This is a genomic window from Planococcus daihaiensis (assembly GCF_049262615.1).
In the GTDB taxonomy this organism is placed as follows: domain Bacteria; phylum Bacillota; class Bacilli; order Bacillales_A; family Planococcaceae; genus Planococcus.
Genome location: NZ_CP175504.1, coordinates 1,360,124 through 1,381,871, shown reverse-complemented (window position 1 = coordinate 1,381,871; position 21,748 = coordinate 1,360,124). Strand labels below are relative to the sequence as shown.

General features: G+C 45.2%; 20 protein-coding genes. 12 read left to right on the top strand and 8 right to left on the bottom strand.

The window, feature by feature from the left end; translation table 11 throughout:
* The first annotated feature begins 38 nt into the window (after positions 1 to 38).
* Complete coding sequence (locus DHX103_RS06510; protein ID WP_422124462.1) at positions 39 to 542, top strand: PH domain-containing protein; 504 nt, start codon at positions 39 to 41, stop codon at positions 540 to 542.
* Positions 535 to 2,019 (top strand): PH domain-containing protein, encoded by a 1,485-nt coding sequence (locus DHX103_RS06505; protein WP_422124461.1) that lies wholly within the window; start codon positions 535 to 537, stop codon positions 2,017 to 2,019. The genes DHX103_RS06510 and DHX103_RS06505 overlap by 8 nt, the downstream gene beginning before the upstream one ends.
* 52 nt (positions 2,020 to 2,071) lie before the next feature.
* Here DHX103_RS06505 and DHX103_RS06500 read toward each other — a convergent pair whose 3' ends face one another.
* Entirely contained in the window at positions 2,072 to 4,456 is a 2,385-nt protein-coding gene (locus tag DHX103_RS06500) for an EAL domain-containing protein (RefSeq protein ID WP_422124460.1), read from the bottom strand.
* 314 nt (positions 4,457 to 4,770) lie between these two features.
* Here DHX103_RS06500 and DHX103_RS06495 point away from each other — a divergent pair, with 314 nt between their 5' ends.
* From DHX103_RS06495 to DHX103_RS06480, 4 genes are all read left to right on the top strand, one after another.
* Positions 4,771 to 5,613 (top strand): mechanosensitive ion channel family protein, encoded by an 843-nt coding sequence (locus tag DHX103_RS06495; protein WP_422124459.1) that lies wholly within the window; start codon positions 4,771 to 4,773, stop codon positions 5,611 to 5,613.
* A gap of 142 nt (positions 5,614 to 5,755) precedes the next feature.
* Positions 5,756 to 6,259: an RNA polymerase sigma factor gene (locus DHX103_RS06490; protein ID WP_422124458.1), complete on the top strand. Its 504-nt coding sequence runs from the start codon at positions 5,756 to 5,758 to the stop codon at positions 6,257 to 6,259.
* The gene (locus DHX103_RS06485) at positions 6,252 to 7,190 is read left to right on the top strand and encodes an anti sigma factor C-terminal domain-containing protein (protein ID WP_422124457.1); all 939 of its coding nucleotides are present in this window, start codon (positions 6,252 to 6,254) and stop codon (positions 7,188 to 7,190) included. The genes DHX103_RS06490 and DHX103_RS06485 overlap by 8 nt, the downstream gene beginning before the upstream one ends.
* Before the next feature lie 446 nt (positions 7,191 to 7,636).
* A complete protein-coding gene (locus DHX103_RS06480) occupies positions 7,637 to 8,023 on the top strand; it encodes a hypothetical protein (RefSeq protein ID WP_422124456.1) in 387 nt (128 codons plus the stop codon).
* 68 nt (positions 8,024 to 8,091) lie between these two features.
* Here DHX103_RS06480 and DHX103_RS06475 read toward each other — a convergent pair whose 3' ends face one another.
* The 3 genes from DHX103_RS06475 to DHX103_RS06465 all read right to left on the bottom strand — a co-directional run bounded on the left by DHX103_RS06475 (position 8,092) and on the right by DHX103_RS06465 (position 11,068).
* Entirely contained in the window at positions 8,092 to 9,054 is a 963-nt protein-coding gene (locus DHX103_RS06475; RefSeq protein WP_422124455.1) for a hypothetical protein, read from the bottom strand.
* 233 nt (positions 9,055 to 9,287) lie between these two features.
* Positions 9,288 to 9,857 carry a hypothetical protein gene (locus DHX103_RS06470; RefSeq protein ID WP_422124454.1) on the bottom strand — a complete coding sequence of 190 codons (570 nt, stop codon included), beginning with the start codon at positions 9,855 to 9,857 and terminating at the stop codon, positions 9,288 to 9,290.
* A gap of 449 nt (positions 9,858 to 10,306) precedes the next feature.
* Positions 10,307 to 11,068: an SDR family oxidoreductase gene (locus DHX103_RS06465; protein WP_422124453.1), complete on the bottom strand. Its 762-nt coding sequence runs from the start codon at positions 11,066 to 11,068 to the stop codon at positions 10,307 to 10,309.
* Positions 11,069 to 11,209: 141 nt separating this feature from the next.
* On the opposite strand from DHX103_RS06465, the gene DHX103_RS06460 reads away from it, so the two are divergent.
* Positions 11,210 to 11,761: a TetR-like C-terminal domain-containing protein gene (locus tag DHX103_RS06460; RefSeq protein WP_422124452.1), complete on the top strand. Its 552-nt coding sequence runs from the start codon at positions 11,210 to 11,212 to the stop codon at positions 11,759 to 11,761.
* Between the two features lie 49 nt (positions 11,762 to 11,810).
* On the opposite strand, the gene DHX103_RS06455 is transcribed toward DHX103_RS06460, so the two are convergent.
* The gene (locus DHX103_RS06455) at positions 11,811 to 12,371 is read right to left on the bottom strand and encodes a GNAT family N-acetyltransferase (protein ID WP_422124451.1); all 561 of its coding nucleotides are present in this window, start codon (positions 12,369 to 12,371) and stop codon (positions 11,811 to 11,813) included.
* Positions 12,372 to 12,525: 154 nt separating this feature from the next.
* Here DHX103_RS06455 and DHX103_RS06450 point away from each other — a divergent pair, with 154 nt between their 5' ends.
* From DHX103_RS06450 to DHX103_RS06440, 3 genes are all read left to right on the top strand, one after another.
* A complete protein-coding gene (locus DHX103_RS06450) occupies positions 12,526 to 13,761 on the top strand; it encodes a serpin family protein (protein ID WP_422124450.1) in 1,236 nt (411 codons plus the stop codon).
* A 233-nt stretch (positions 13,762 to 13,994) separates the two neighbouring features.
* Positions 13,995 to 15,506 carry a flotillin family protein gene (locus DHX103_RS06445; protein ID WP_422124449.1) on the top strand — a complete coding sequence of 504 codons (1,512 nt, stop codon included), beginning with the start codon at positions 13,995 to 13,997 and terminating at the stop codon, positions 15,504 to 15,506.
* Between the two features lie 140 nt (positions 15,507 to 15,646).
* Positions 15,647 to 16,564: a DUF5996 family protein gene (locus tag DHX103_RS06440; protein ID WP_422124448.1), complete on the top strand. Its 918-nt coding sequence runs from the start codon at positions 15,647 to 15,649 to the stop codon at positions 16,562 to 16,564.
* A gap of 250 nt (positions 16,565 to 16,814) precedes the next feature.
* On the opposite strand, the gene DHX103_RS06435 is transcribed toward DHX103_RS06440, so the two are convergent.
* The 3 genes from DHX103_RS06435 to DHX103_RS06425 form a co-directional block, all read right to left on the bottom strand.
* On the bottom strand, positions 16,815 to 17,474 hold the full coding sequence (locus DHX103_RS06435) for a class D sortase (protein WP_422124447.1): 660 nt from the start codon (positions 17,472 to 17,474) through the stop codon (positions 16,815 to 16,817).
* Between the two features lie 3 nt (positions 17,475 to 17,477).
* Positions 17,478 to 18,812: a processed acidic surface protein gene (locus DHX103_RS06430; RefSeq protein WP_422124446.1), complete on the bottom strand. Its 1,335-nt coding sequence runs from the start codon at positions 18,810 to 18,812 to the stop codon at positions 17,478 to 17,480.
* 352 nt (positions 18,813 to 19,164) lie between these two features.
* Positions 19,165 to 19,695 carry a hypothetical protein gene (locus tag DHX103_RS06425; protein WP_422124445.1) on the bottom strand — a complete coding sequence of 177 codons (531 nt, stop codon included), beginning with the start codon at positions 19,693 to 19,695 and terminating at the stop codon, positions 19,165 to 19,167.
* Positions 19,696 to 19,890: 195 nt separating this feature from the next.
* Here DHX103_RS06425 and DHX103_RS06420 point away from each other — a divergent pair, with 195 nt between their 5' ends.
* Positions 19,891 to 20,454: a copper resistance CopC family protein gene (locus DHX103_RS06420; RefSeq protein ID WP_422124444.1), complete on the top strand. Its 564-nt coding sequence runs from the start codon at positions 19,891 to 19,893 to the stop codon at positions 20,452 to 20,454.
* On the top strand, positions 20,451 to 21,512 hold the full coding sequence (locus DHX103_RS06415) for a hypothetical protein (protein WP_422124443.1): 1,062 nt from the start codon (positions 20,451 to 20,453) through the stop codon (positions 21,510 to 21,512). The genes DHX103_RS06420 and DHX103_RS06415 overlap by 4 nt, the downstream gene beginning before the upstream one ends.
* The last annotated feature ends 236 nt before the right edge of the window (positions 21,513 to 21,748 follow it).

Below are 21,748 nucleotides of genomic sequence, written 5' to 3'. Positions count from 1 at the left end.
AACGACTCCACAACCGTAATAAGAATGAGGTGAAACAGATGGAATACATATTAAAAGAACCGGAGAGACAAATTTCGACGAAAATCATCCAGATATGGCGTATGACCAACACGATTGGGCATGGATCTTTCCTGCTGGGCTTTGGTGCAATCCTTGCTGCCAGCCATTTGTGGGATTGGTATAACTGGGTCAACATTACGCTGTATGTGCTCATCGGTATCACGATTTTGTCGGCTGCTTTCAGTATTTGGATCGAACCGGTTTTTATCCAGCGCACCTGGCGCTATGATGTCGACGAGAATTTCATTCAGCTGAAACACGGCCGCTGGAATATCGAACACAAAATCATACCGATGGCGAAAATAGAGTATGTCACGACGGATCAGGGACCTTTTCTGAGAAAAGCCGGACTTTATTCGTTGAAAATCGGTACGACGGCTTCAAGCCATACGATTCCCGCCATTCCGCAGGAAGAAGCGCTGAAGCTCCGTTCACTGATTGCGTCGTATGCCAATGTGAAGGAAGATGATTCCTTTGAATAATTCCAGCGAAGGCAAACGCTATCACCCGGCTTACCTGCTTGTGGAACTTTTTGCATTCCTGCGCAATAGCTTTTTCTTTATCTTGGTCTTATTCATATTCAATTATGACGTAACGACAGGGTGGATTTTATGGGCGAAAATTGCATTTCTCACAGCAACGGTATATACGGTCGGAAAGATCTTTTTGTCGTGGTGGCTGTATACCTATGAAGTCGACCAGACATCTATCACCTTGCGTGAGGGTATATTCGTCAAGAAAGTACGGACCATCGCATTCAATCGGGTGCAGAATAAAAAGACGGCGACCACCTTTATCCATAACTGGTTCGGGTTGACGTCGCTGACGCTTGAAACCGGCACTTCCAGTGAAGAGGCGTCGGTCCGTTTTCCTGTTTTGAAAAGGCAGGAAGCGGATGAGATTATCGGGATGATTGAACAAGGAGATGTTCTCGAGTCTTCATCGATTGATCCAGCGGAAAGTGAAGCAAGCGAAGATTTGCCGGCACAGCCTGTAAAGGTGCAACGAAGGGAATATTTCCAGTCGACAAAAGGGGATACGCTGCGCGCCGCTTTCACATCGCTCAGTTTTCTCGCCATCTTTCCGATTCTGCTGGCGCTGTATTTCCAGATCGATGATTTTTTCTCGCTGGAAGATGAAGCGGAAAATGCCTTCTTCTATTTTGCCGATCATCTGTGGCTGCTCATCCCGCTCTTTATTGCCGCCGTCATCATCTCTTCGCTGATCGGCTATGTCATGACGACGGTCCGATACGGCAATTACCGGATTGCAGCGGACACCGAACGCATTTATATTTCGCGGGGAGTCGGCCAGGTCCACACGTTTTCAATCCAGCGCAATAAAGTGCAGGCGATTCAAATTGAACAGCCGCTGATTAAACGGATCTTGGGTATTGTTGAGATCAAATTGATCAGTGCGGGAGCGGTCAATGTGGGGGATGAGCTGGAAACCAATTCGCTTTATCCGTTCATGAAGACAAAGGAAGCTTACCGCTTGCTGAATGAGCTGTTGCCGCAATATACTGTGCAGGAAAACTTGACGCGCCTGCCACGGAACACGATTTGGCTGAAGCTGCTGCGTCCGTATTATGTGACAATTATTGCCGCGGTGGGCTTATGGTTCTTCCAGCCATCACTCTTATGGGTTGCTGGAATCCTGTTTGCCTTCAGCCTCATCAGCCGCCTGTTCGAATACCTGTTCACGCGCTATGCACTGGAGGGGGATTCCATCCAGATCCGAACAGGCGGTTTCACAACAACGACATTCATTACGCGACGCGAGCGGATTCAGGAAATCGATGTCAGCCAGTCCAAATTGCAGCGTGCATTCGGCGTCGGAAGCTTAAGTTTTACCAACCGTGCGAAACCGATTCACGTCAGTGAAATCCTTGATGTGCCGAATGATCTCAGCGGACACTTTAAACAATGGTTCGTGCAGCGCAAAGTTAAATTTGAATAAATTCAAAAACCGTTTCAGCTGATAGATGGCTGAAACGGTTTTTGTTGGTCTATTAGACTGTCTGGTAAATGGCTGCAATTTCTTCAGGCCGCAACGGTCGATTGAAATAATAGCCCTGCGCCTGGTTGCAGCGTTCATTCTTCAGAAAGTCCAATTGCGCCTTCGTTTCGACGCCTTCAGCAATGACATTAAGCTCCAAATCATGCGCCATTCGTATGATGCTTCTTACCAATGCGGCATCTTTCGGGTCAGTCTCTATGTTACGGGTAAACTGCCGGTCGATTTTGAGTGTATCAATCGGGAACATTTTTAAATAGCTCAAAGAGGAATAGCCGGTGCCGAAATCATCGATTGACAAGTGGATGCCCATCAATTTTAGTTGTTTCATCGTATCAATGGCGCTTTGCGCATTTTGATAAATGGTTTCGGTCAGCTCAAGTTCCAGGTAGTGCGGTGAAAGGCCCGAGCTTTCCAGCGCATTTTGTATCACTTCGCTCAAATCTTTTTGAGCAAACTGCCTCGCGGAAATATTGACTGCTACCCGGAAATGCGGAAGGCCCGCATCCTGCCAGATTTTGTTTTGAATGCAGGCCTGCTCCAAAACGAATTTCCCGATTTTGATGATGCTTCCAGTTTCTTCTGCAATCGGTATAAATTCTGCGGGAGAGACATTACCGAACTCGGGGTGGTTCCAGCGCAGTAATGCTTCCACACCTTGTATTTCCTCAGTTTCGATCAAAATTTGCGGTTGAAAATAAATTGAAAACTCTCCTTGCTCAATTGCTTTTTGCAATCCGTTGGCAAGTCTGGACCTTCTTGAAACTTCCTCATTCATTTGATTCGTAAAGCATCGATAGCCATTCTTGCCGTCTTCTTTCATCCGGTACATAGCCATATCTGCATGTTTGATCAAAGTTTCGGCATCTTCGCCGTCTAGTGGATAGCGGCTGATTCCGATTGACAGCGAGGTGAAAACTTCTTCACCTTTAAAGAGGAAAGCTTCGTTCAAGCTTTCCACCATATTGTGCGCGTAGACGACTGCTTCATCGCAGTCCGTGTCCGGCAATAGCAGGATGAATTCATCGCCGCCTTGTCGAGACAGCGTATCTTTTTCAGTAAGCTGCCGCTTTAGGCGCTCCGTCACTTCCAGCAGAAATAGATCGCCTGTGGAGTGGCCAAACGTGTCATTGATCATTTTAAAATTGTCTAAATCCATATAAAACAGGGTGAATTTGGTGTCAGTTGATTTTGCCTGCTCCAATAATGCACTTAAACGCTCATTGAAAAGACGGCGGTTCGGCAACCCTGTCAACGGTTCGAGGTAGACTAAATCTCTAATCTTTTCTTCGGAAAGTTTCCGCTCGGTAATGTCTCGGATGATGATGCTCAGAAAAACACCTTTTTCCGTCTGCCACGTGCCCAAGGAAATTTCCAGCGGAAATCGGGTCCCGTCTTTCTTGTTGCCCGTCAGTTCAATGGTTCTGTCCATCGCATTCAAGGTTTTACCGTGGGTATCTTCTTTATTATTGTAGCCATGGAGGGCTGCAAAATCTTCCGGAAGAATACGGTCGATATTCGTACCAAGTATTTCCTCTTTGGTATACCCGAAAATCGATTGGGCCGCATGATTCCATTGAATGATAAGTCCTTCCAGATCGGCCACAATGATGGCATCATTCGCCGATTCGATGACTGACTGAAATTTCAGTTCGGATTCTTTTGTTTGGATTGCAATTTTCCTGTCTATCCTCACGCTGCTTGAAGCCATGGCGAGCAAAATAAGCATTCCGGCACCAATGCTGTAAGCCAAAGAGCTCGTATCAATCGGCGAATTTGAGGTATGCTCCATGACCCGTCCGGCAGGGGTGATAAAAGCCGCCATCATCCCCGTATAATGCATTCCCGATACGGCCAGCCCCATCAAAATTGCGCCGAACAATTTACGCCAATGAAAGCCTGACGTTTCAGGCAAATAAAATAACAGCAGGAGACCAAGATAGGAAGCGATATAAGCAATCGCCGCTGAAACCGTCCATAAAAGGAGGTCATAGCTGATCGCTGCGTTCATCTCCATCGCTTCCATGCCCAGGTAATGCATGGAAATAATGCCGGTGCCAATGAAAAAAGCGCCGTAAGCCAAATTTTTATGCTTGGTATTCGATTTACTGACAGTGTAAAAAGCGATGCCGGAGGCCACAATAGCAGGAATTATCGAAATGAGGACCATGCTAAGGCGGTAACTTACTTCTATTGAAAGATGGAAAGCAAGCATACCGATAAAATGCATCGACCAAATACCAAGCCCGAGGATCAAGGCGCCTGCCAAAATCCATCGCAGCCGTGCTGTTTCGTGTGTTGACTTGAGGCGGCTGCTGATATCGATGGCAGCAGAAGAGGAGAAAATTGCCACCAGAATTGATAGAACAACCAATGGCATATTATAACTGCTTATTAAAGTTTCTATAGTGTTCACAACGCTTTCTAATCTATAAATGGATAAATATATAAATAGAAGTATAATTTGTTAAAAATCGAGGTTAATTAACTGCAATACCGAGTCTTTTAACTTATAAACAATAGCATATTTCTGATTCCTGAACACCAATATTTGCTTCGTTTTGTGCAGGTTTTCGTTACTTCAAATGAAATCTGGCTGCTATTTATGTTATAAAGGAACAGGAAAAAGAATAGAAGTAGGGGCAACATGCAGTAGGTGCGATATTGCCGGGATGAATAGGAAGGGTTGATTTTTTGGTGGATTTTGAAAGTTTTAATTGGGAAGGGCTGCTGATTGAAGTAGGCATCATTGCAGCTCAAATAATTGGCATTCTTTTAGCATTTCTTATTGTAAAAGCGATTGGTAACAGAGTGATCGGACGCTTTTTCGATAAGCTCATAAACAAAGGCGAGGTCACGAGAGGCCGGGCTTTGACGCTGCAGAGCTTATCGGAAAATGTCTTTTCTTATGTGCTGGTTTTTATTCTGGTCGCGACTGTATTCAATATATTCGGCTTGTCCGTTGCAAGTTTGATTGCCGGAGCGGGAATTGTCGGGTTAGCGATCGGTTTCGGGGCTCAGGGTCTCGTCAGTGACGTCGTGACCGGGTTCTTCCTATTGCTGGAAAAACAGATTGACGTCAATGATTATGTCACGGTCGGAAGCATCGACGGCATTGTCGAAGCGGTCGGGTTGCGGACAACGCAGCTCCGCAGTTTCGATGGCACGTTGAATTACATTCCGAACCGCGACATCACCACCGTCAGCAACCATTCGCGCGGCAATATGCGCGCACTTGTGGATATCGGCATTTCATATGACGCAGACATCGACAAGGCGGTGGCGGTCATCCAGACGGCATGTGAAAATGTGACGCTTGAAAACGAAACGATCGTGGAAGGACCGGATGTCATCGGTGTTCAGGCGTTTGGCGCGTCCGACGTCACGCTGCGGGTCATCGCCAAAGCGAAAAATGGTGAGCAATGGGCGGTCGAACGCCAATTGCGCAAAGCCATCAAAGAAGCACTTGACGCGAATGGCATCGAGATCCCATTCCCGCATCAGGTGAACATAACAAAGAATCCGAAACAGGTTTAAAAAGCTGCACAGGAAGTAGAGAGAATGCTTCCTGTGCAGCTTTTTTGTTTGGAAGATTTTTATTTTATTTCAAATAAAAAATTTTACATAATATTGTTCACTTTTCCTGGAGAAGAACGTTTATAAGGGGGGAGGTCGGTGAATGAGCGATCGAGTGATGGACCGAAAATTATATGATCATTTAAATATCGTGAAATCCTATTTGATGAAAATGGGGGCTTCAAAAGAAGATGCAGAAGATATCGTTCAGGATACCGCCTATAAGTTCATCCTTTACATAGATTCGATCGGCCACAAGAATGTGGAAAGCTGGTTGTTCCGCGTCGCTGTCAACGGCTATTATGACTTGTACCGGAAGAGTTCGCGGAGACGGACAATTGACCTGAAATTTAATTTCCAGCAATTATTCGAAGAATTAACGCCGGAAGATGCGGTCCTGCAGAATGAAAAGAAGCAGGACGTTGATGGTGTGTTAAAGAAATTAAAGCCAAAGCATCAGCAATTACTGCTGTTGAAATACAGTCTCGATCTCGCCATCAGGGAAATCGCTGAGCTGTATGACATGAAAGAAGACTCGGTAAAAACGACGTTATACCGCGCGCGCAAGGAATTTATAAATGAGTATAGGAGGCAAGGGTATGAATGAAAAAAACGATTTGTTTCCGGGAGACGGCGATTTTTCGAAGCTCGTGAAAAGAGCGCGTCGAAAATCACTGATCCGTAATATTTTGGTCTCGGTGATTGTGAGTTCACTGTTGTTTATCGGTCTGCTGTGGCTGGGGACGTACCTGATGTATAAAAATATGGAGGAAGAAAACAATTACGACTACGCCACGGGATCCATTCGCGGGGCAAACGTGGAAATGAGCGGCTCGCAGTACAACTACACGCCGTTTTCAGCGAATGTCGTGACTTCCTCCACGAAGTATGTGGCAGAAGTGCCGATTCCGTGGGAAACCCGAGAAAAAGCATTTTCTATTTTCGGATCTTCTCGCGCGGTTGATACTTCTTCGTATTCTGGGAGAGGGAATATTGATGATGAACGAACGGTTATGTATTTTGGGGGAGAACGGCTGATTGAATTTTATTCTCCAGTACTCGACTATAATTTCTATCCGGACGAGCGGGAGTTACTGGAGGAAATCGACGACAGTAAAGTTGTCGAAATGGCCTTTTCGTTTGATGCTGCATACGGAATAGATGAAGTGCAGGAGATTTTTAAGAATCAGATAAACTGGTATTGGGTGGATGTCAACAGGACCGCTGATCAAGAAGAAGAGCAGCAGCCGGTTTACGGCTATAATGCTTACGGTTTCTTGCAGTACCGCGATGCTCTGGAGTCGGCGGACATTTTTAAGCGGCAACTCGAGTGGCTGCGGGAAGAAGAAGGCAACTTTCAACAGGAAGCAGATCGAATTTATGAGGTGATTGCTGGTGAAGGTTCGACTGAGCCTACATTGGATGAAATTAAAGTTTCGGGAGTCGTCGTTACAGGAACGCCTGAAGAATTGATGGCGTTTGGGGACATTCCGATGATCCGGGCAGCTGTTTTGGGTGCGACCACTGATAAATATTAATGTTTTGGGTTCAATGGAAGCTTTTCGCTCAGCGAAAAGCTTCTTTTTTTGGGTTTTTCGGCGCTTTGCGAGGGGTGGAATTGAGGGAGAGATGATTTGCGTGCGATTAAAATGAAATGCGTGCGATTAGACCCGACTTGCGTGCGATTAATTCAGAATGCGTGCGATTAAATCCATTTTGCGTGCGTTCAGCAAAAAGTCGGCAAATCCGGTACATACAAGCTGTTCACCTTTTCCATTTTAAAGCGTTTAAAAGAGGAAAGGGGCTAACAAATGGTGAGAGAAACAGGGACACAGTGGAAAAGTGAACAGTTCAGTTTATTGGTCAAGCGTGCAAAACGGAAAGCCCTGCTGAAAAGTATCTTGATTTCAGCGGCTACAAGTTGTGTCTTTCATTGCTTGATTCGCAGGAAGCTTCTATAAAACAGAGAGAAAGGGTGGGAAATATGATGAAATCGAAAGCCGCAATGGCAGTAGGTAGTATGGTCGGTACATTTATAATTATTTATGGAACGACGGCAGTGTTCGGATTGCTTTTCGGAGCATATCTATTTGAGGGCGGATTGACGAATGTAAATTACGGGGTGCTGGCAGTATTGTGTGGGGCTCCATTTGCTGTGGTCGCACTGATAGGGAGGAATGGTAAGGTAGCGCAAGGAGCCGTCATCCTCAGTGCAATATTATTTTTCGTAATATTCATCCTGGTGCATCTTGTTTTAGTCTTGTCAGCTGAAGCAATGGAAGTGAGAAGGGTGATGGCAATTTTCCCGATAAGCGCTTTGCTGCTCGTGGTGGTATTGTATTTTACGAGGGAGAGGGAAAAGGCTGTTTGAGATAATTAAATCGGATGAGAAGGAGCCCAGATTTGGCTCCTTCTTTTTTGATTATTTTCAGAGCCATTTCAACTATCCTGAGTCGGCAAATGCTTATTTTTATACTCTGCCAAATCAAATAAGTAACTTTCATTTTCACTCTGCAGCAGGAGCTTAGATCCCCGTCCGCTGACCCGAATTGGGAATATTTCGTTTCCTTCAGGATTCATAAAACGGAGTTCCCCCACTTTATGGTACGCTGCATCTATGCGCTCAGCTAAGTGAAAAACGCCATTGTTTCGGCCTGTATCGTCGGACAACAGGTAATCGCCAGCCATGGCAAAAGCCGAAAGGTAAAGAGGAACTTCTTCGTTCATGTAATAAGTCGTTTTGCCATTTTTTCTACTACCTATCTGAGAATCCCAAAGCCCGCATTTAAACCAGACTTCGTCGTCTGACGGTGCATTCAATGCCAGACAATCCATAATAAAATGCTTGTCTGGCTGTTCGTAGGTGTAGATGATTTCCCCAAATTCATTCCAGTTGATCAATCCGTGTTTACCGATGGGGTCATCCCAGCCATAATTGCCGAATACCCCTTCATCAAAATACCCAGTCCAAATCTTTTTGTCTGCCGTTGCTGAAACATGTTCAATTCCATCCCCTAAGCAAAATGAACGGATGAAATTCCCTTCCGTATCGAAGATTCTCGCGTTTTCGTCTACTTCTCCATTTTCATATTTAATGGCTCTCGCACAAACTAGAAGAAGCTGATCTGCGCCCAGGAGCTGGATGGAGTGATAATTCCAGGGTTGTTGAGGGATGGGAATTACTGTTTTTATGCCGTCAGAGAGCAGAATAACTTTGTAATCGATGCGTTCTGCGGTTTTGCTTTGCGGAAAACTTCCATCAATCAGTTCTGGATCCGATGTTGCCAGCAACAGGCAGATCTCGTTATTGGGACCGAGTGATGCGTTTCGAAGTGTATAGCCGGCCAGTTCGTCTTGCCAAACCGCCTGCGGTTCAAGTTTAATCATTTCGTGTTTTGTCATCACTTTAGCTCCTTTCTGTTCATAAAAAACCCTTTTTATCTATTCTACCGCAGGATTTGATACAGTTCCCAGAAAAAGGATGACGATTGTTTCTGTGTCTTCGATTGCAACGCAAAATAGCGGTTGACTGCCAGCGTAAAGGTCTCCTTAGTTCCTTTGCATACGAACTCTTCTTGGAATTTATCGGCGAATCTCTTCGGTCGCCGCCTTGAAGGGTGTATATGTTGCATGTCTCATTCATCCTTCTCAAGAAAAATCCTTCTTTCATTGATTTCTACCGAAAGTTCCTCTGTATCCACTCGCATATCAGAAAGGTTTCTCAACTCTTCACCTTTTAATCCAATCTGGCTTTTGGCGAGTTTATTGTAAACAAAAGGAGCAATTTTTTCGTACAGATAGATATCCCGCGGATCCCCGCTATCAGGATGCAGACCTTTCATTTGTCCGATTACCACCAGAAGTTCTTCATTGGCAGCCGCAGTGTTGAAGTAATGTCTGCTGTGCTCGTCATTGGTGTTCATCATTATGTACAAAAATGACGTGAGAATTGTGAATGGAATAAAAAAGGTCATCAGCGCAATTGAAATGTACCTCATGGCCCGGCTGTTTTTGAAAAAATTATATAAGCTGTAAAAGAACAGCAAAGTAAGTCCGACATCAACATAGGGAAGCAGCAAATCAGGATCATAATTTTTGTAAATAAAAAGGTAGTTTTTATCGGCCATGAAAAACAGCATCGCAAGTCTTCCTGCGAGGTAGATAGCAATAGAAAGTAAAATTGTCAGGTGGAGTTTCTTTTTCATCTTAGTTAACGCTCCTTGTCTATGAATCTTATAAGACGATTCAGAAGAGGGGATAGTTGCTGATTTTTTGATCTTGGAAGTATGAAATGCAAGAATTTATGGAGTTGTGGTGAAGTTTTGAGGAAGAAATTATAAGAATTTCTTGTTGAAAGTGGGGATGGAGTGAGTTTCATAAATTTGTTTGCGCAGATTCAGATTTGTTTGCGTTAAAAGAGATTTCTTTGCGATAAATCGAACTTGTTTGCGGAAAATCAGATTTCTTTGCGCAAAGTGGAAATTTTTTGCGTAGACCCAATGTCCGCAATCATCCCAATTCTACCGCCACGCTCAAACAACGCAAACCAAACCCAACCCCGTTAATATGAAAAAGCCTTAGCTTCCGCTAAGGCTTCCTTTTAAACCATGGTTGTTTTTCGCGCCGCGAAAAACAACCGCTGTTGCTGTTCTACTTAAAACGCAGAAGTCCAACCTGCATCCGCAGTGACAACCGTGCCGTTGACGAAGCTTGATTCGTCGGATGCCAGGAACAATGCCACTTGGGCGATTTCTTCAGACTTTCCGGATCGTGGCATCAAGCCGTGCACAGCCTGCAGCCGGCCGGCGCCGAATTCGCTGATGTTCGTCATCGTGGAACCGATGTTGGTTTCCACGCCGCCCGGAGCGATTGCGTTGCAGCGAATGCCTGAATTGGCATACATGTAACCGGTATTTTTCGTAAACCCGACAACCGCGTGTTTTGAAGCACCGTATGCGGCACCCGCGTGAGCGCCGTTCAAGCCGCCTGTTGAAGCGGTGTTGACGATCACACCTTTGCCTTTTTCAAGGAAAATCGGAATCGCTTTACGCGTAGCGCGCATGACGCCTTTTGTATTTACATCAAAAATCAGGTCCCATTTTTCATCCGTGATCTCGCCCGCAGGTTCAAATCCGTCCATGATGCCGGCATTGTTGACCAGAATGTCCAATGTGCCAAATTCGTTTACCGCTAGATCTATCATGTTGTCGATGTCTTCCTGGCTCGTGACGTTCACTTTCACCGCTTTGGCTGTTCCGCCATTCGCTGAAATTCCCTGTACCACGGCTTCAGCGCCGTCGAAATTCATATCCCCAACGACTACTTTCGCACCTTCAGCCGCATACAATTCCGCAATCGCCTTGCCCATTCCGGATGCCGCCCCTGTAACTACCGCAACTTTACCTTCTAATCTCATCAATAAAACCTCCTCATATTTAATGAACAAGTGTACAATAAAATTATAATCTTTAAAAGTAAGAAAATTCAATAAACAAAAAGAGTGAAACTGTTCATTATCATACAATAAAGTGAATTTTGTCCGCTAAGGAGTGAAGAAATGAAGACAGATTTACGCGTGTTCAAGACGAAAGAAGCATTGCGGGGAGCGCTGATGCATTTATTGAAGCAAAAGACTTTGAATTCGATTTCCGTCACGGAATTATGCCGGATTGCCAAGGTCAATCGGGGCACGTTCTACGCGCATTTCGGACAGGTCGAAAATTTGTTTGAGGATTATTTCAAAACAATCATGAAAGATCTGGCGGATTCCTATCAGGAGCCGTATCGGCATGTGCAGAACCTGCTCTCAAAAGATTTGAATCCGGCTACCATCCGCATTTTTCACCATATTGAAAAACACGAGAAATTCTATCGCATCGTGTTTTCGAAAACGGTGCCGCTGTCCTATTATTATCTGCTTTTTGATCAAGTGCAGAAATTGATCATAGACGATGTCAGCCATCATTATCAGACGGACATCGACATCCCGATGCTCAGCGCCTATCAGGCCAATGCCATTCTGGGACTCGCGATTGAATGGCATCGTCAGGATTTCAAGCAAAGCGCCGCGGACATGAACGGGCTGTTGGTGCGAATTTTAAGGATTTGAATAGACGGAGAAAAGGAGGGGCTTTCTGCCCGCACTTCGCAGCTAGCCCTCACAATTTCCCGTCAAACTCCCGTTTCAGTAAAGAATACATATAAAGGTCATCGAATTTGCCGCGCGTGTATTCGTAACTGCGAAGCAACCCTTCTTGCACGAAACCATTAGCCTCGACCAGCTTTTGCGAAGGGCTGTTTGCTGGTTCGATCAGCGCTTCGATCCGGTTCAATTCGAGTTGAGAAAACCCATAGGCGATAACGGCTTGCAGGGATTCCCCAGCAATGCCTTTTCCCCAATGTTCTCTGCTTAATTCAAAGCCGATTTCTGAACGGTGATGTTTGTTTGACAGGTTCAGGAAACCGCAGCTGCCGATTATGCGATCTTCACCTTTTATAGTAATTCCCCAGCGCATGCCGGTCCCTTTTTCAAAAATTGACTCATACCAGGCAATTTCGTCAAGCGCGTCTTCTTTGGAGGTAAAAGGGGCAAGACCCATATGTTTGGTTACTTCCTCATCGGACAAATACGCCAATAGGCTGTCCGCGTCCTCGTCAGTTACCTCGCGCAAAATCAAACGTTCTGTTTCAATAGAAGTAAATTTGTGTGGCCTGTCCATACTGCATCTCTCCCGAATTTCATAATAAGTTAATTTTATCAGGAAATTTATTCTTATTTCTTAAAATCCATGACAAACCGTATTTAAAAAATCTTCCGCGCTATGTAACTTTCCCACCTATTTCCAGTCTAATGCGTTAAAAGGGGGGGCACCCATGAAAAAATTGATTCAGCTATTGATTGCCGCAGGATTAATAACCGGTGTGTCAGGCTGCGGTATGCTGCAAGACCAAACCAATATGAAGATTGCGGATGGTGTGGAATATGGAGAGACGGATTACGAACTGATTGCGGAGGCAAATAACATACTCGGCATGAAACTGCTGAACGATTTATCGGCCAGAGAAGACGGCAACATCTTTGTATCGCCCACAAGTTTGTATATGGCATTGGCGATGGTCTATAACGGAGCGGACGGGGCAACGAAAGATGAAATTGCGAAAGTGCTTGAAGCGGAAGGGCTCAGTGCTGAAGAAATGAACAAAGCCAATGCATCCCTCGTGACGAAATTGGCGAGTGATACAGAGGATATTGAATTGAATATAGCCAATTCCATCTGGGTAAAAGAAGGTTATACGTTTCGTGAGAGTTTTACAGAAAGCAGTCAGGATTATTATAACGCCAGGATAGAAACCATTGATGTAACAGATCCCGCTTCAGCAGATGCAATCAATGATTGGGTCAGTGACGCAACAAATGAAAGAATCGACAAAATGGCTGAAAGTCCGCTGCCCGGCAATTTGGTGGCCATGCTGCTGAATGCGATTTACTTTAACGGGAACTGGCAGTATCCGTTTGCTGAGGAGGCGACAGAACAACGGCCATTCCATCTGAAGGATGGTTCAACAGCTCAAGTTCCACTCATGAGTTTGAACGAGCAGCTGCTTTATCTGGAGACCGAAAATTTTCAGGCGGTGTCACTTCCGTATGGCGAAGGGGAGATGAATATGCATATATTTCTGCCAGCTGAAACCTCTTCACTGGATGAATTCAAAGCATCGATGGACGAAGAGCAGTGGGCAGAGTGGATGAACGGATTCGAATCCAAGCAAGGCACCGTGATGCTGCCTAAATTCGAACTGGAATATGAAGTGAATTTGAATGAGACTTTGCAAGAACTCGGTATGGAAAGCGCCTTCAGCAGTGCTGACTTATCAAAAATGTTCGAAGCGGGCAGCGGTTTGTTTATAAGTGAAGTGAAACAGAAAAGTTTTATCAACGTGAGTGAAGAAGGAACAGAAGCGGCGGCAGTCACCTCTATAAGTACCGACACATCGGGACCAGCGGAACCGCCATTTGAACTGACGGTAGACCGACCGTTCTTCTTCGCGATTACGGATGAGGAAACCGGCGTGATCCTGTTCATGGGTTCAATCGAGAACCCGGTATAGTGCCGGGAAGATGACCAAAGCTGAAGGAAGAGAAACGCCGTTGAAAAAGCGGTTTCTCTTCCTTTTTTATTTCCTTGGTTCAAGAAAAAAGAGGAATTAGCTCTAAATTCAAAATTTACTGAAACGTTTTCCAATTCTATCCGTATAAAATAATAGGCAGTAAAATTCAAAACTCGCTGCAATTACTTATTTGATTTTTAAATAAGAATCCAACTCAAAGGGGAGATGCACGAATGTTAGAATCAATCGGATACGCCACACTGGGAATTGCGGTGCTGATCGTTGCAGTACTGGCTGGTATCGGGTACTTTTTCTGGGTAAGATTCCGTTACCGGACGGCCAAATCAAACGAGGCATTGATCATCACGGGACCAAAACTCGGGGATCCTGAAAAAGACACGAATATCTTTAATGACGAAGAAGGAAGGTCTATGAAGATCATCCGGGGCGGCGGTTATCGTCTGCGCCGTTTCCAGACTTCCACACCAGTCAATTTGACTTCATTCCAATTAAAACTTTCGACACCGCGTGTTTACACGATTGCCGGGGTGCCGATTGTGGCGGATGCCGTAGCCATGGTAAAAGTGGCCGATACGTTGAACGGCATCGCGAATTACGCCGAGCAATTCCTGGGCAAAGAGCAGAACGAAATCGAAACGGAAATCATCGAAGTGCTCGGCAGTAATCTGCGGGCGATTCTGTCCAAGATGACGGTCGAAGACATTAACGGCGACCGGGAGAAATTCAATCTGGACGTCCAGGAAGTTGCCCAAAAACAATTGGATTTAATGGGCTTCAAAATCACGTCCCTGGGACTGACGGATCTGCGGGATGCAGATGAGACAAACGGTTACCTGGAAAACCTTGGCCGGCCGAGAATCGCTGAAGTCCGCAAGCGGGCTGAAATCGCAGAAGCGGAAACAGACCGCGAAACCCGGATCCAACGGGCACGCACCGATCAGGAAGCGAAAGAGGAAGAGTACAAGCGCCAAATTTCAATTGCTGAATCGCGGAAAGATAAAGATATCAAAGATGCCTCGTTCAAAGAAGAAACAGAACGGGCGCGGGCGAAATCCGAGCAATCTTATGAACTTGAAAAAGTGAAGCTTGCAAAAGAAACCCAGGACGAAGAGTTGAACTTGAAATTCATGGAGCGGGAACGCGCCGTTATATTGGAAGAAGAGGAAAGCAAAGTCCGTAAAACAAAAGCGGATGCCACTTATTACGAAACAACACGTTCCGCAGAAGGTGAAGCCCGCAAAGCGGTCATCAGCGGGGAAGCGAAAGCGAAAATTCGTCGTGACGAAGGTGCCGCAGAAGCGGAAGTCATCCGCGAACGAGGGAAAGCAGAAGCCGAATCGCGCAAACTGCTTGCAGAAGCGATGGAGGAGCACGGCGATGTCATCATTACTGAGAAATTAATCGACATGCTGCCGGTATTCGCAGAAAAAGTCGCTCAGCCATTGAGCAATATCGATTCGGTGAAAATCATTGATTCCGGCAACGGGCAGGGAGTACCTTCTTTCGGCCGCAGCGTCACCAAAACAATGGTTGATATGCAGGAGCCGCTGAAGGAAATGACGGGAATCGATATCGGCGAATTATTGAAATCCTATGTCGGCAAAACACGGAGTGAAATGATCCACACTTCACCAGAGCCACAGCCGGAAGAACAAACGTTGGAAGATGAAACGACTGAAGAGTCCAATGATGAAGGAAATTTAAAACGCAATGAAGAGGAGTAATCCACAAATTATTTTCTGTGGATAAAGGGAAATCCCTCCTCTTGTCGAATATTCAACTGTGGATAAGTAAAAATGGCAGAAGACCGGCTCTTATCCACAGGAGCCGGTCTTTTACCGTTTACCGACAGGAGGAGGATGTAGTGGTAATCGATGTGATCAGACATTCTGAATGGGCGGAAACCAAATTCACCCTGCATTTGCTGTCACAGATTCTTGGGAAGATAAAATTGGAGACAGCGCAGCAGGAACCGCAATGGGCACATGTTGCTTTGACTGTTACACCGGATGGTTTCAGTACCGGGATTTTGTTTGCAACGAGCCAGGTATTTCAAGTGGACATGGATATTCGGAACAGCCGCATCATTGTCAACGTGGATGGAGATGTTGAATTTATTGAGCTGAAAACGTCCAAATCGATCAAAATGTATTTTGAGGAAATCTTTTCAGCGCTCCATTCCCGCGGCATCAATTTGAAAATCAATCCAAAACCGCAGGAAATGGCTTATGGGATACCGTTAAACGAGGACGATACACCGATGGATTTTAATCGGCAGAATGCCATGCGGGGATTGAAACTTTTCCAGCTTGCGCTGCTTGAACAATCGAAGTTTGTCGCGCCGATGCGCTGCCGAAAAATGAAACCGGCGTTGTTCTGGGGCACTTTTGACGTATCAATGTTAATCCTGCCCGGCATAATGGAGCCTTATCCTGAAGACAAGGTCATCGAAAGAGCGGCCTTTGATGAGCACATGCTCGAATATGGCTTTTGGCTCGGTGATGAGCAAACGGATATTCCCTCCTTTTTTGTCTTGCCCTATCCGTTTCTTTATAAAGATTTAAATGATCCGTCGGTGCAGCCTCCTGAAGGATATTATGATGAATCGAAAAGCGAATATTTCCTGTCTTTGGATGCGGTTGCCGGCAACGAACTTTCAAGTGGAAAAATTCAGGAATTTTTCCGCAGCACCTTTGAAGTTATAAAGTCCGAATTGAAATGGGAAGGCTGCGATTTTTATTTCACGCCACTGAAAATGAAAAAGCAAAAAGGGACAAATTAAATAATTCAGCGCGCGACCTGTTTTTAACACTATATTAAATGACGAAATAGGAGATGAAAAAGCTGCTTAAGGGCGGCTTTTTCTTATGGCTCCATTGTGCCCGGTGCTCTGACTTAAAGGAGCTATAAAGTAAAATTGAAAAATGAACAAGAAAGGCCTTAAGGACAGATCCCGGGAGTCAAAAAAGCAAGCTGGTAATAATGAAGACACAAAAGCGCCCAGCTGCATCAATAGCAGCAAGGCGCTTCTTTTATTCTTCCGAAACAAGATCTGCAATCAGGATAAAGCGTTCCGGTGCATAACCGATAAAGTCGAAAGGATAGCAGGTCGACACTGTCAGCACAGCTTTCGGTTTCGGCACAATCACAGTCCGGTCATCTGCATCCACAATTCGGGTCTTTCTCACTTTATACGTAAATGTTCCAGCAGAAGTTTCGACAATCAGCAAATCGCCTTTTCCGACTTCCCCCAATTCGCGGAATACCGTATCGCGGTGGCCGGAAAGAACCGAGTTGTCGTTTTCGCCGGGCAGGACGCTGCCTGCAAAATGGCCGACGCCTCTTTCCAGCTCGTCTTCATCCGTGCCATGGAAGATCGGCAGCGTTGCGTCGATTTTCGGAATCACAAGTTTTCCGATGTTGTCTCCTTTTGCGGGACGCACCGGATAGAGCACTGCATCTGCTGCATTGTCTGCAGTTTCTTTCGGCAGGCTGACAGTCTCAGTGGAAAGAGGCGTTTTCTCGCCGACTTCCACGTCAGCTGCCTGGCCGGTCTTAAATAACATATAGCCTTTCAGATACGATGCAGTGTTCGTGCCGCTGAACCAAAGACCAAAGGCTACCATCGACAAAGCAAGGACCGACAATATGAACTTTTTGCGGCCTGCACCTTTTGTTCTTTTTGTTCTCATCGATTAATTGCCCGCAGTTTTCATGCGGCGGAATAACAGGAAGCCGATCAAGACGAATGCCAGTCCAATCAATGCATTGCTAAGGTAATTAGAAGCCGTTTGCGGAAGCTTCGCGCCTTTCACTGTCTTCACAGCTTTTACATCTTTTTTCACGGCTTCTTTTTTAGGAGCAGCGACGACTTCTTTAACCACTTCAAGATCCTTGCCTGTTTCTGTGATGAGTTCAGAACTGAACATTTCAGCAGTGAAAATGACATCGGCAAGGAAAGTGCCTTGCTTCGTGTAGATTTCGATCAATAAATCATAGCCATCCGTTGATTCCAAGGTCATCAACGCAGCCAAAGTTAAAGGCTGTTTTTCATTTCCATCAGTCAGGTAATACTTCGCATCAATTTGGAACAAATGCATCGTATCCGAAAAAATGTCCAAAATCTCAGCGATTTGTGCAGCATCCAATTCATCTGCACTTTCAAATTCCTCGATTGCTTCCATGCGCTCAGCCAAAACTTCCAATTGTGCCAGGAAAGTTTCATCTTCCAGATCCAGCGTCAGGAAATGTTCGAACAAGCGATCCAATTCTTCGTCCGTCAAACCGATTTCCTCAAAAAGGCCTTCGATGCCAAAATCGATGTCTGCATAATTTTCTTCATCCAGATAATATTCTACGTAGAAATAAAGGTCTTCATTGAAGATGAGGGACGTTCCTTCCAGTACATCTTCGTCTTCTGCAAGGTCATAATTGTCTGCGAGCAATGCGTTCAATTCTTCGCGCGTCAATTCGAAATCAGCCATCACTGCCTGAACACCTTCTTCAGTCAATGGTGTTCCAAGTTCTTCTATATCCCAAAAATCCGCCAAAGACCAACCTTTGCTGTCAAGATAAGCCAGGTAATCTGCCTTCGACCAGTTGATATCCTTCAGGAAACTCAAAAATTGCGGGTCGTCTTCGTTAATACCGGCACTCAAAAAGAACTCTGTATAGTAGTCAAGATCTTCGTTGAAGATGATGTACATTGAATCCAACACATCTTGGTCTTCTTCAATTTCCCCAAACTCAAAATGTAACGCATTTAACTCTGGGCGGGTCAATTCGTATTTGGCCATAATGGCCTGTACGCCTTTTTCTGATAAGGGCGTGCCGAGCTCTGAAACGTCTTCGAACTCTTCTAACAACCAATCTTTGCTGTTCAAATAATTTATATAATCTTTTTTGGACCAGTTGATTTCTTTCAGAAATGCGTCGAACTCAGGAGCATTTTGATCAATTGCAAACGTTGAAACAGGCACAGCAGAAACCATTAATAATACTGCCATCAATAAAGCCAATAATTTTTTCATTTCTTTCCCCCATCTAACAAGATTGTGATATCCAGAAAATTATAATCGGTAAATTCCAAAGCTAATATAGGGCTTTAGTATCTATTTTCAAAAAAGTTCCAAAAGACTGTATTGTTTATACTAGAGAAAGAAAAAGAAGGTTTGAAAGTATAGTCGAAGGCGGAGGTTTGGTTTGAAGAAAGCTCATCCAAACCCTGATGCAGTGGTTTGTAAAGCGAATTTAGAGGAATATAAAAGTAAAGTTAACACACTGGGTAATAGTAATCATTTCGATATACAGTCTGCGTCAGCCGAGCGGAATAATTGCCCCACAAAAAAAGCTCAGGCAGAAAACCCTGAGCTTTTCGCTATTTTAATTTTCCGTAAAACTTCTAACGGCTTCCTGCAATTGTCCAATTTGCACGCGGTCGCGCTCCCAGAAATGGAAAGGGATATTGAGATTGGCCATAAACAGCAGATCGGCCGGTTTTACCCGGAACAGCATACCACCCCCGTACCAATTCGGGGCGATGAAGAGGATCTCAAACCGGCAGTCAAACTGCTCCTGCAAGTCTTCCATTTTTTCAAACGTAATGTGATGGCTGTCCACAAAAGCTTTTAACTTTTCGAACAGCAGCTCCAGCGCCAAATCATGGTTATGATTCAGCCTGTCAGCTTCTTCATCAGTTAGGATGAACGAACGCGACCAGAAAGAAAAAGCAGCGGGTCCATGTTGGGCGAAGAAATTCGTTTCTCCGCGATTGAAGTGGAAGTTGCTGGTTGTCCCTAAAATATCGTCGACATCTGCATTTGTTGAAACTTGGATATGCGCATCGTCGGCGTCGTAGAAAGATTTAGGACCTGAAAAAACACTGAAACTCAATATAAAATCCTCAATGACCAAATAATAGCCTCCTGAAAAAATATTGCAGCAAGCGATTTCGCATAAATTCAAGTCCCCGATTTACGAATGGCTTCCTGTTATTTACAGTATAAAGATGCAGCTATAATTTGTACATTGCTTCCATATCCAATAATATAAGAAGGTCAAACGGAATTTAACTTGCCGTTAAGAATAAAGAGAAAGTTGGCATACAAAATGAAAAAACTATTAGTAATGGCATTCTTATTAATGTTAATACCAATTACCGCCCATGCACATGCGGGCTTATCCTCTTCCACACCAGCCGAAGGTGAATCACTTGAAGCGTCACCTACTGAAATCAGCTTTCAATTTGACACGCCTATACAGCAAGGCGATATGACAATCAGTGAGGAAACGGGGAACGCATTCACCTTTTCTGACATCAGCAACACCGAACTGGAGCTGATTGGCCAATTGGATGCAGAGCTTCCAAATGGGGCTTATATCGTAGACTGGAGCGCCATCAGCCAGGACGGCCATGAAATCACAGGCACGCTGACTTTCAATGTGGCAGCAGAAATGACCGAAGAAGAAGCAAATGATGAAGCCGAAGAAGAACAGGCTGCAGCAGACGCAAATGAAGAAGAAGTTGCCCCGCCTGCAGACGAACAAGCAGAAGAAGACGTTGCAGCGGATGTTGAACCTGCACAAGCAAGAACTCCCTGGGTTACTATTCTCATCATTGCTCTATTGATCGTTGCGGCAGCCACGTTCTTCGTCATGGCCAGAAGAAAATGATCCTGTTCACCATCGTTTCGGATTTTCTGCTTTATGTGCTCGTTTCATTCCTGGCGGGCATCATTGTCCTGCAATTTGTTCCGGAACACCGGAAACCGGCCATTTCTGTAAAAAAGCCGGCGATTCTGCTGGCGATTGCGGCGGTTCCTTTATTGTCGGCAGCGCCAACGATCCAATTGATGGGGTTGTTGATGAACAACGCCGGATTCGGCTCCGCGCTTTGGACGGCCGTCAGCGAATTTCAGGTTGGCCAGAGTTTCGCGTTCAGTCTATTCCTGGCATTTTTCTGGTTCGGCGCAACAGCGGTCAACAGTTCAAAATACATTCAGGCGTTTTGGCTGCTATTGACCATCATCAATATGGGTTTCGGCAGCCACGCGGCCTCGCTCGATTTGCTGCCGGGCTTGCTCGGCCACACATTGCATTTTCTGTCGCTGTCGCTGTGGGCAGGCGTGTTAATCATCATCACCTGGTTTTCCCCGGCCCTCACCAATTGGCGCAGTTTCCTGAAATGGTTCACGCCTTTTGCATTCGGCATGATGGCAATTATCCTGCTGAGCGGTTTCGCCGTCTGGCTGCTGTTTTCAAGACCCGCCGATTACACCGCTTCCTGGGTGCTGCCGTATGGTCAAATGCTGCTCTTAAAGCATTTGAGCATATTGCCTTTATTGGCGGCAGCCTTCCTGAACGGTTTTGGCAATCAAACAAAAGAGCCTTCACACAAAGGATTGAAGCTGGAGACCTTCATGCTGGGTCTGGTCTTTCTTTTTACCGCCAGTATGAGCAAGCTCGCACCGCCGCACGCAGTCAACAACACATTCCTGACCGAAGGAGCAGCGCCGTTTATCGAAACGCTGATCGGGGAGCAATTTTTACCGATCATTCCGCAATTCGTTTTGTCGATGAATGGGATTCTGCTGCTGATTGTCGGCACATTTTTCATCGCCCTCATGATTATGAGCTTTTTCAGGACCATACCATTCTGGCTCTCAAGCACTTTCGGAGTGGGATTTATCCTGTGTGTTTATCTTGGGATAATGTTGAATATGAATTTTTAAGCGGTAAACCTTAGCGCAAGATACTATTCCAATAAATTAAATAGCTATTTAAAGCCGCCCCGAAATTATTTTTCGGGGCGGCTTTTCGGCGGTAAAGCCTTTTGTCAAAGGATTCAAAGGGTGGATAGGAAATGAAATGGAAACATTAATGTTATTCTAGCTATTATTTTCTGATTAATCTGATATAATAAGGGTTAATTCGATTAACAGAGGGTAAATATGTAAGAAGAATAAAA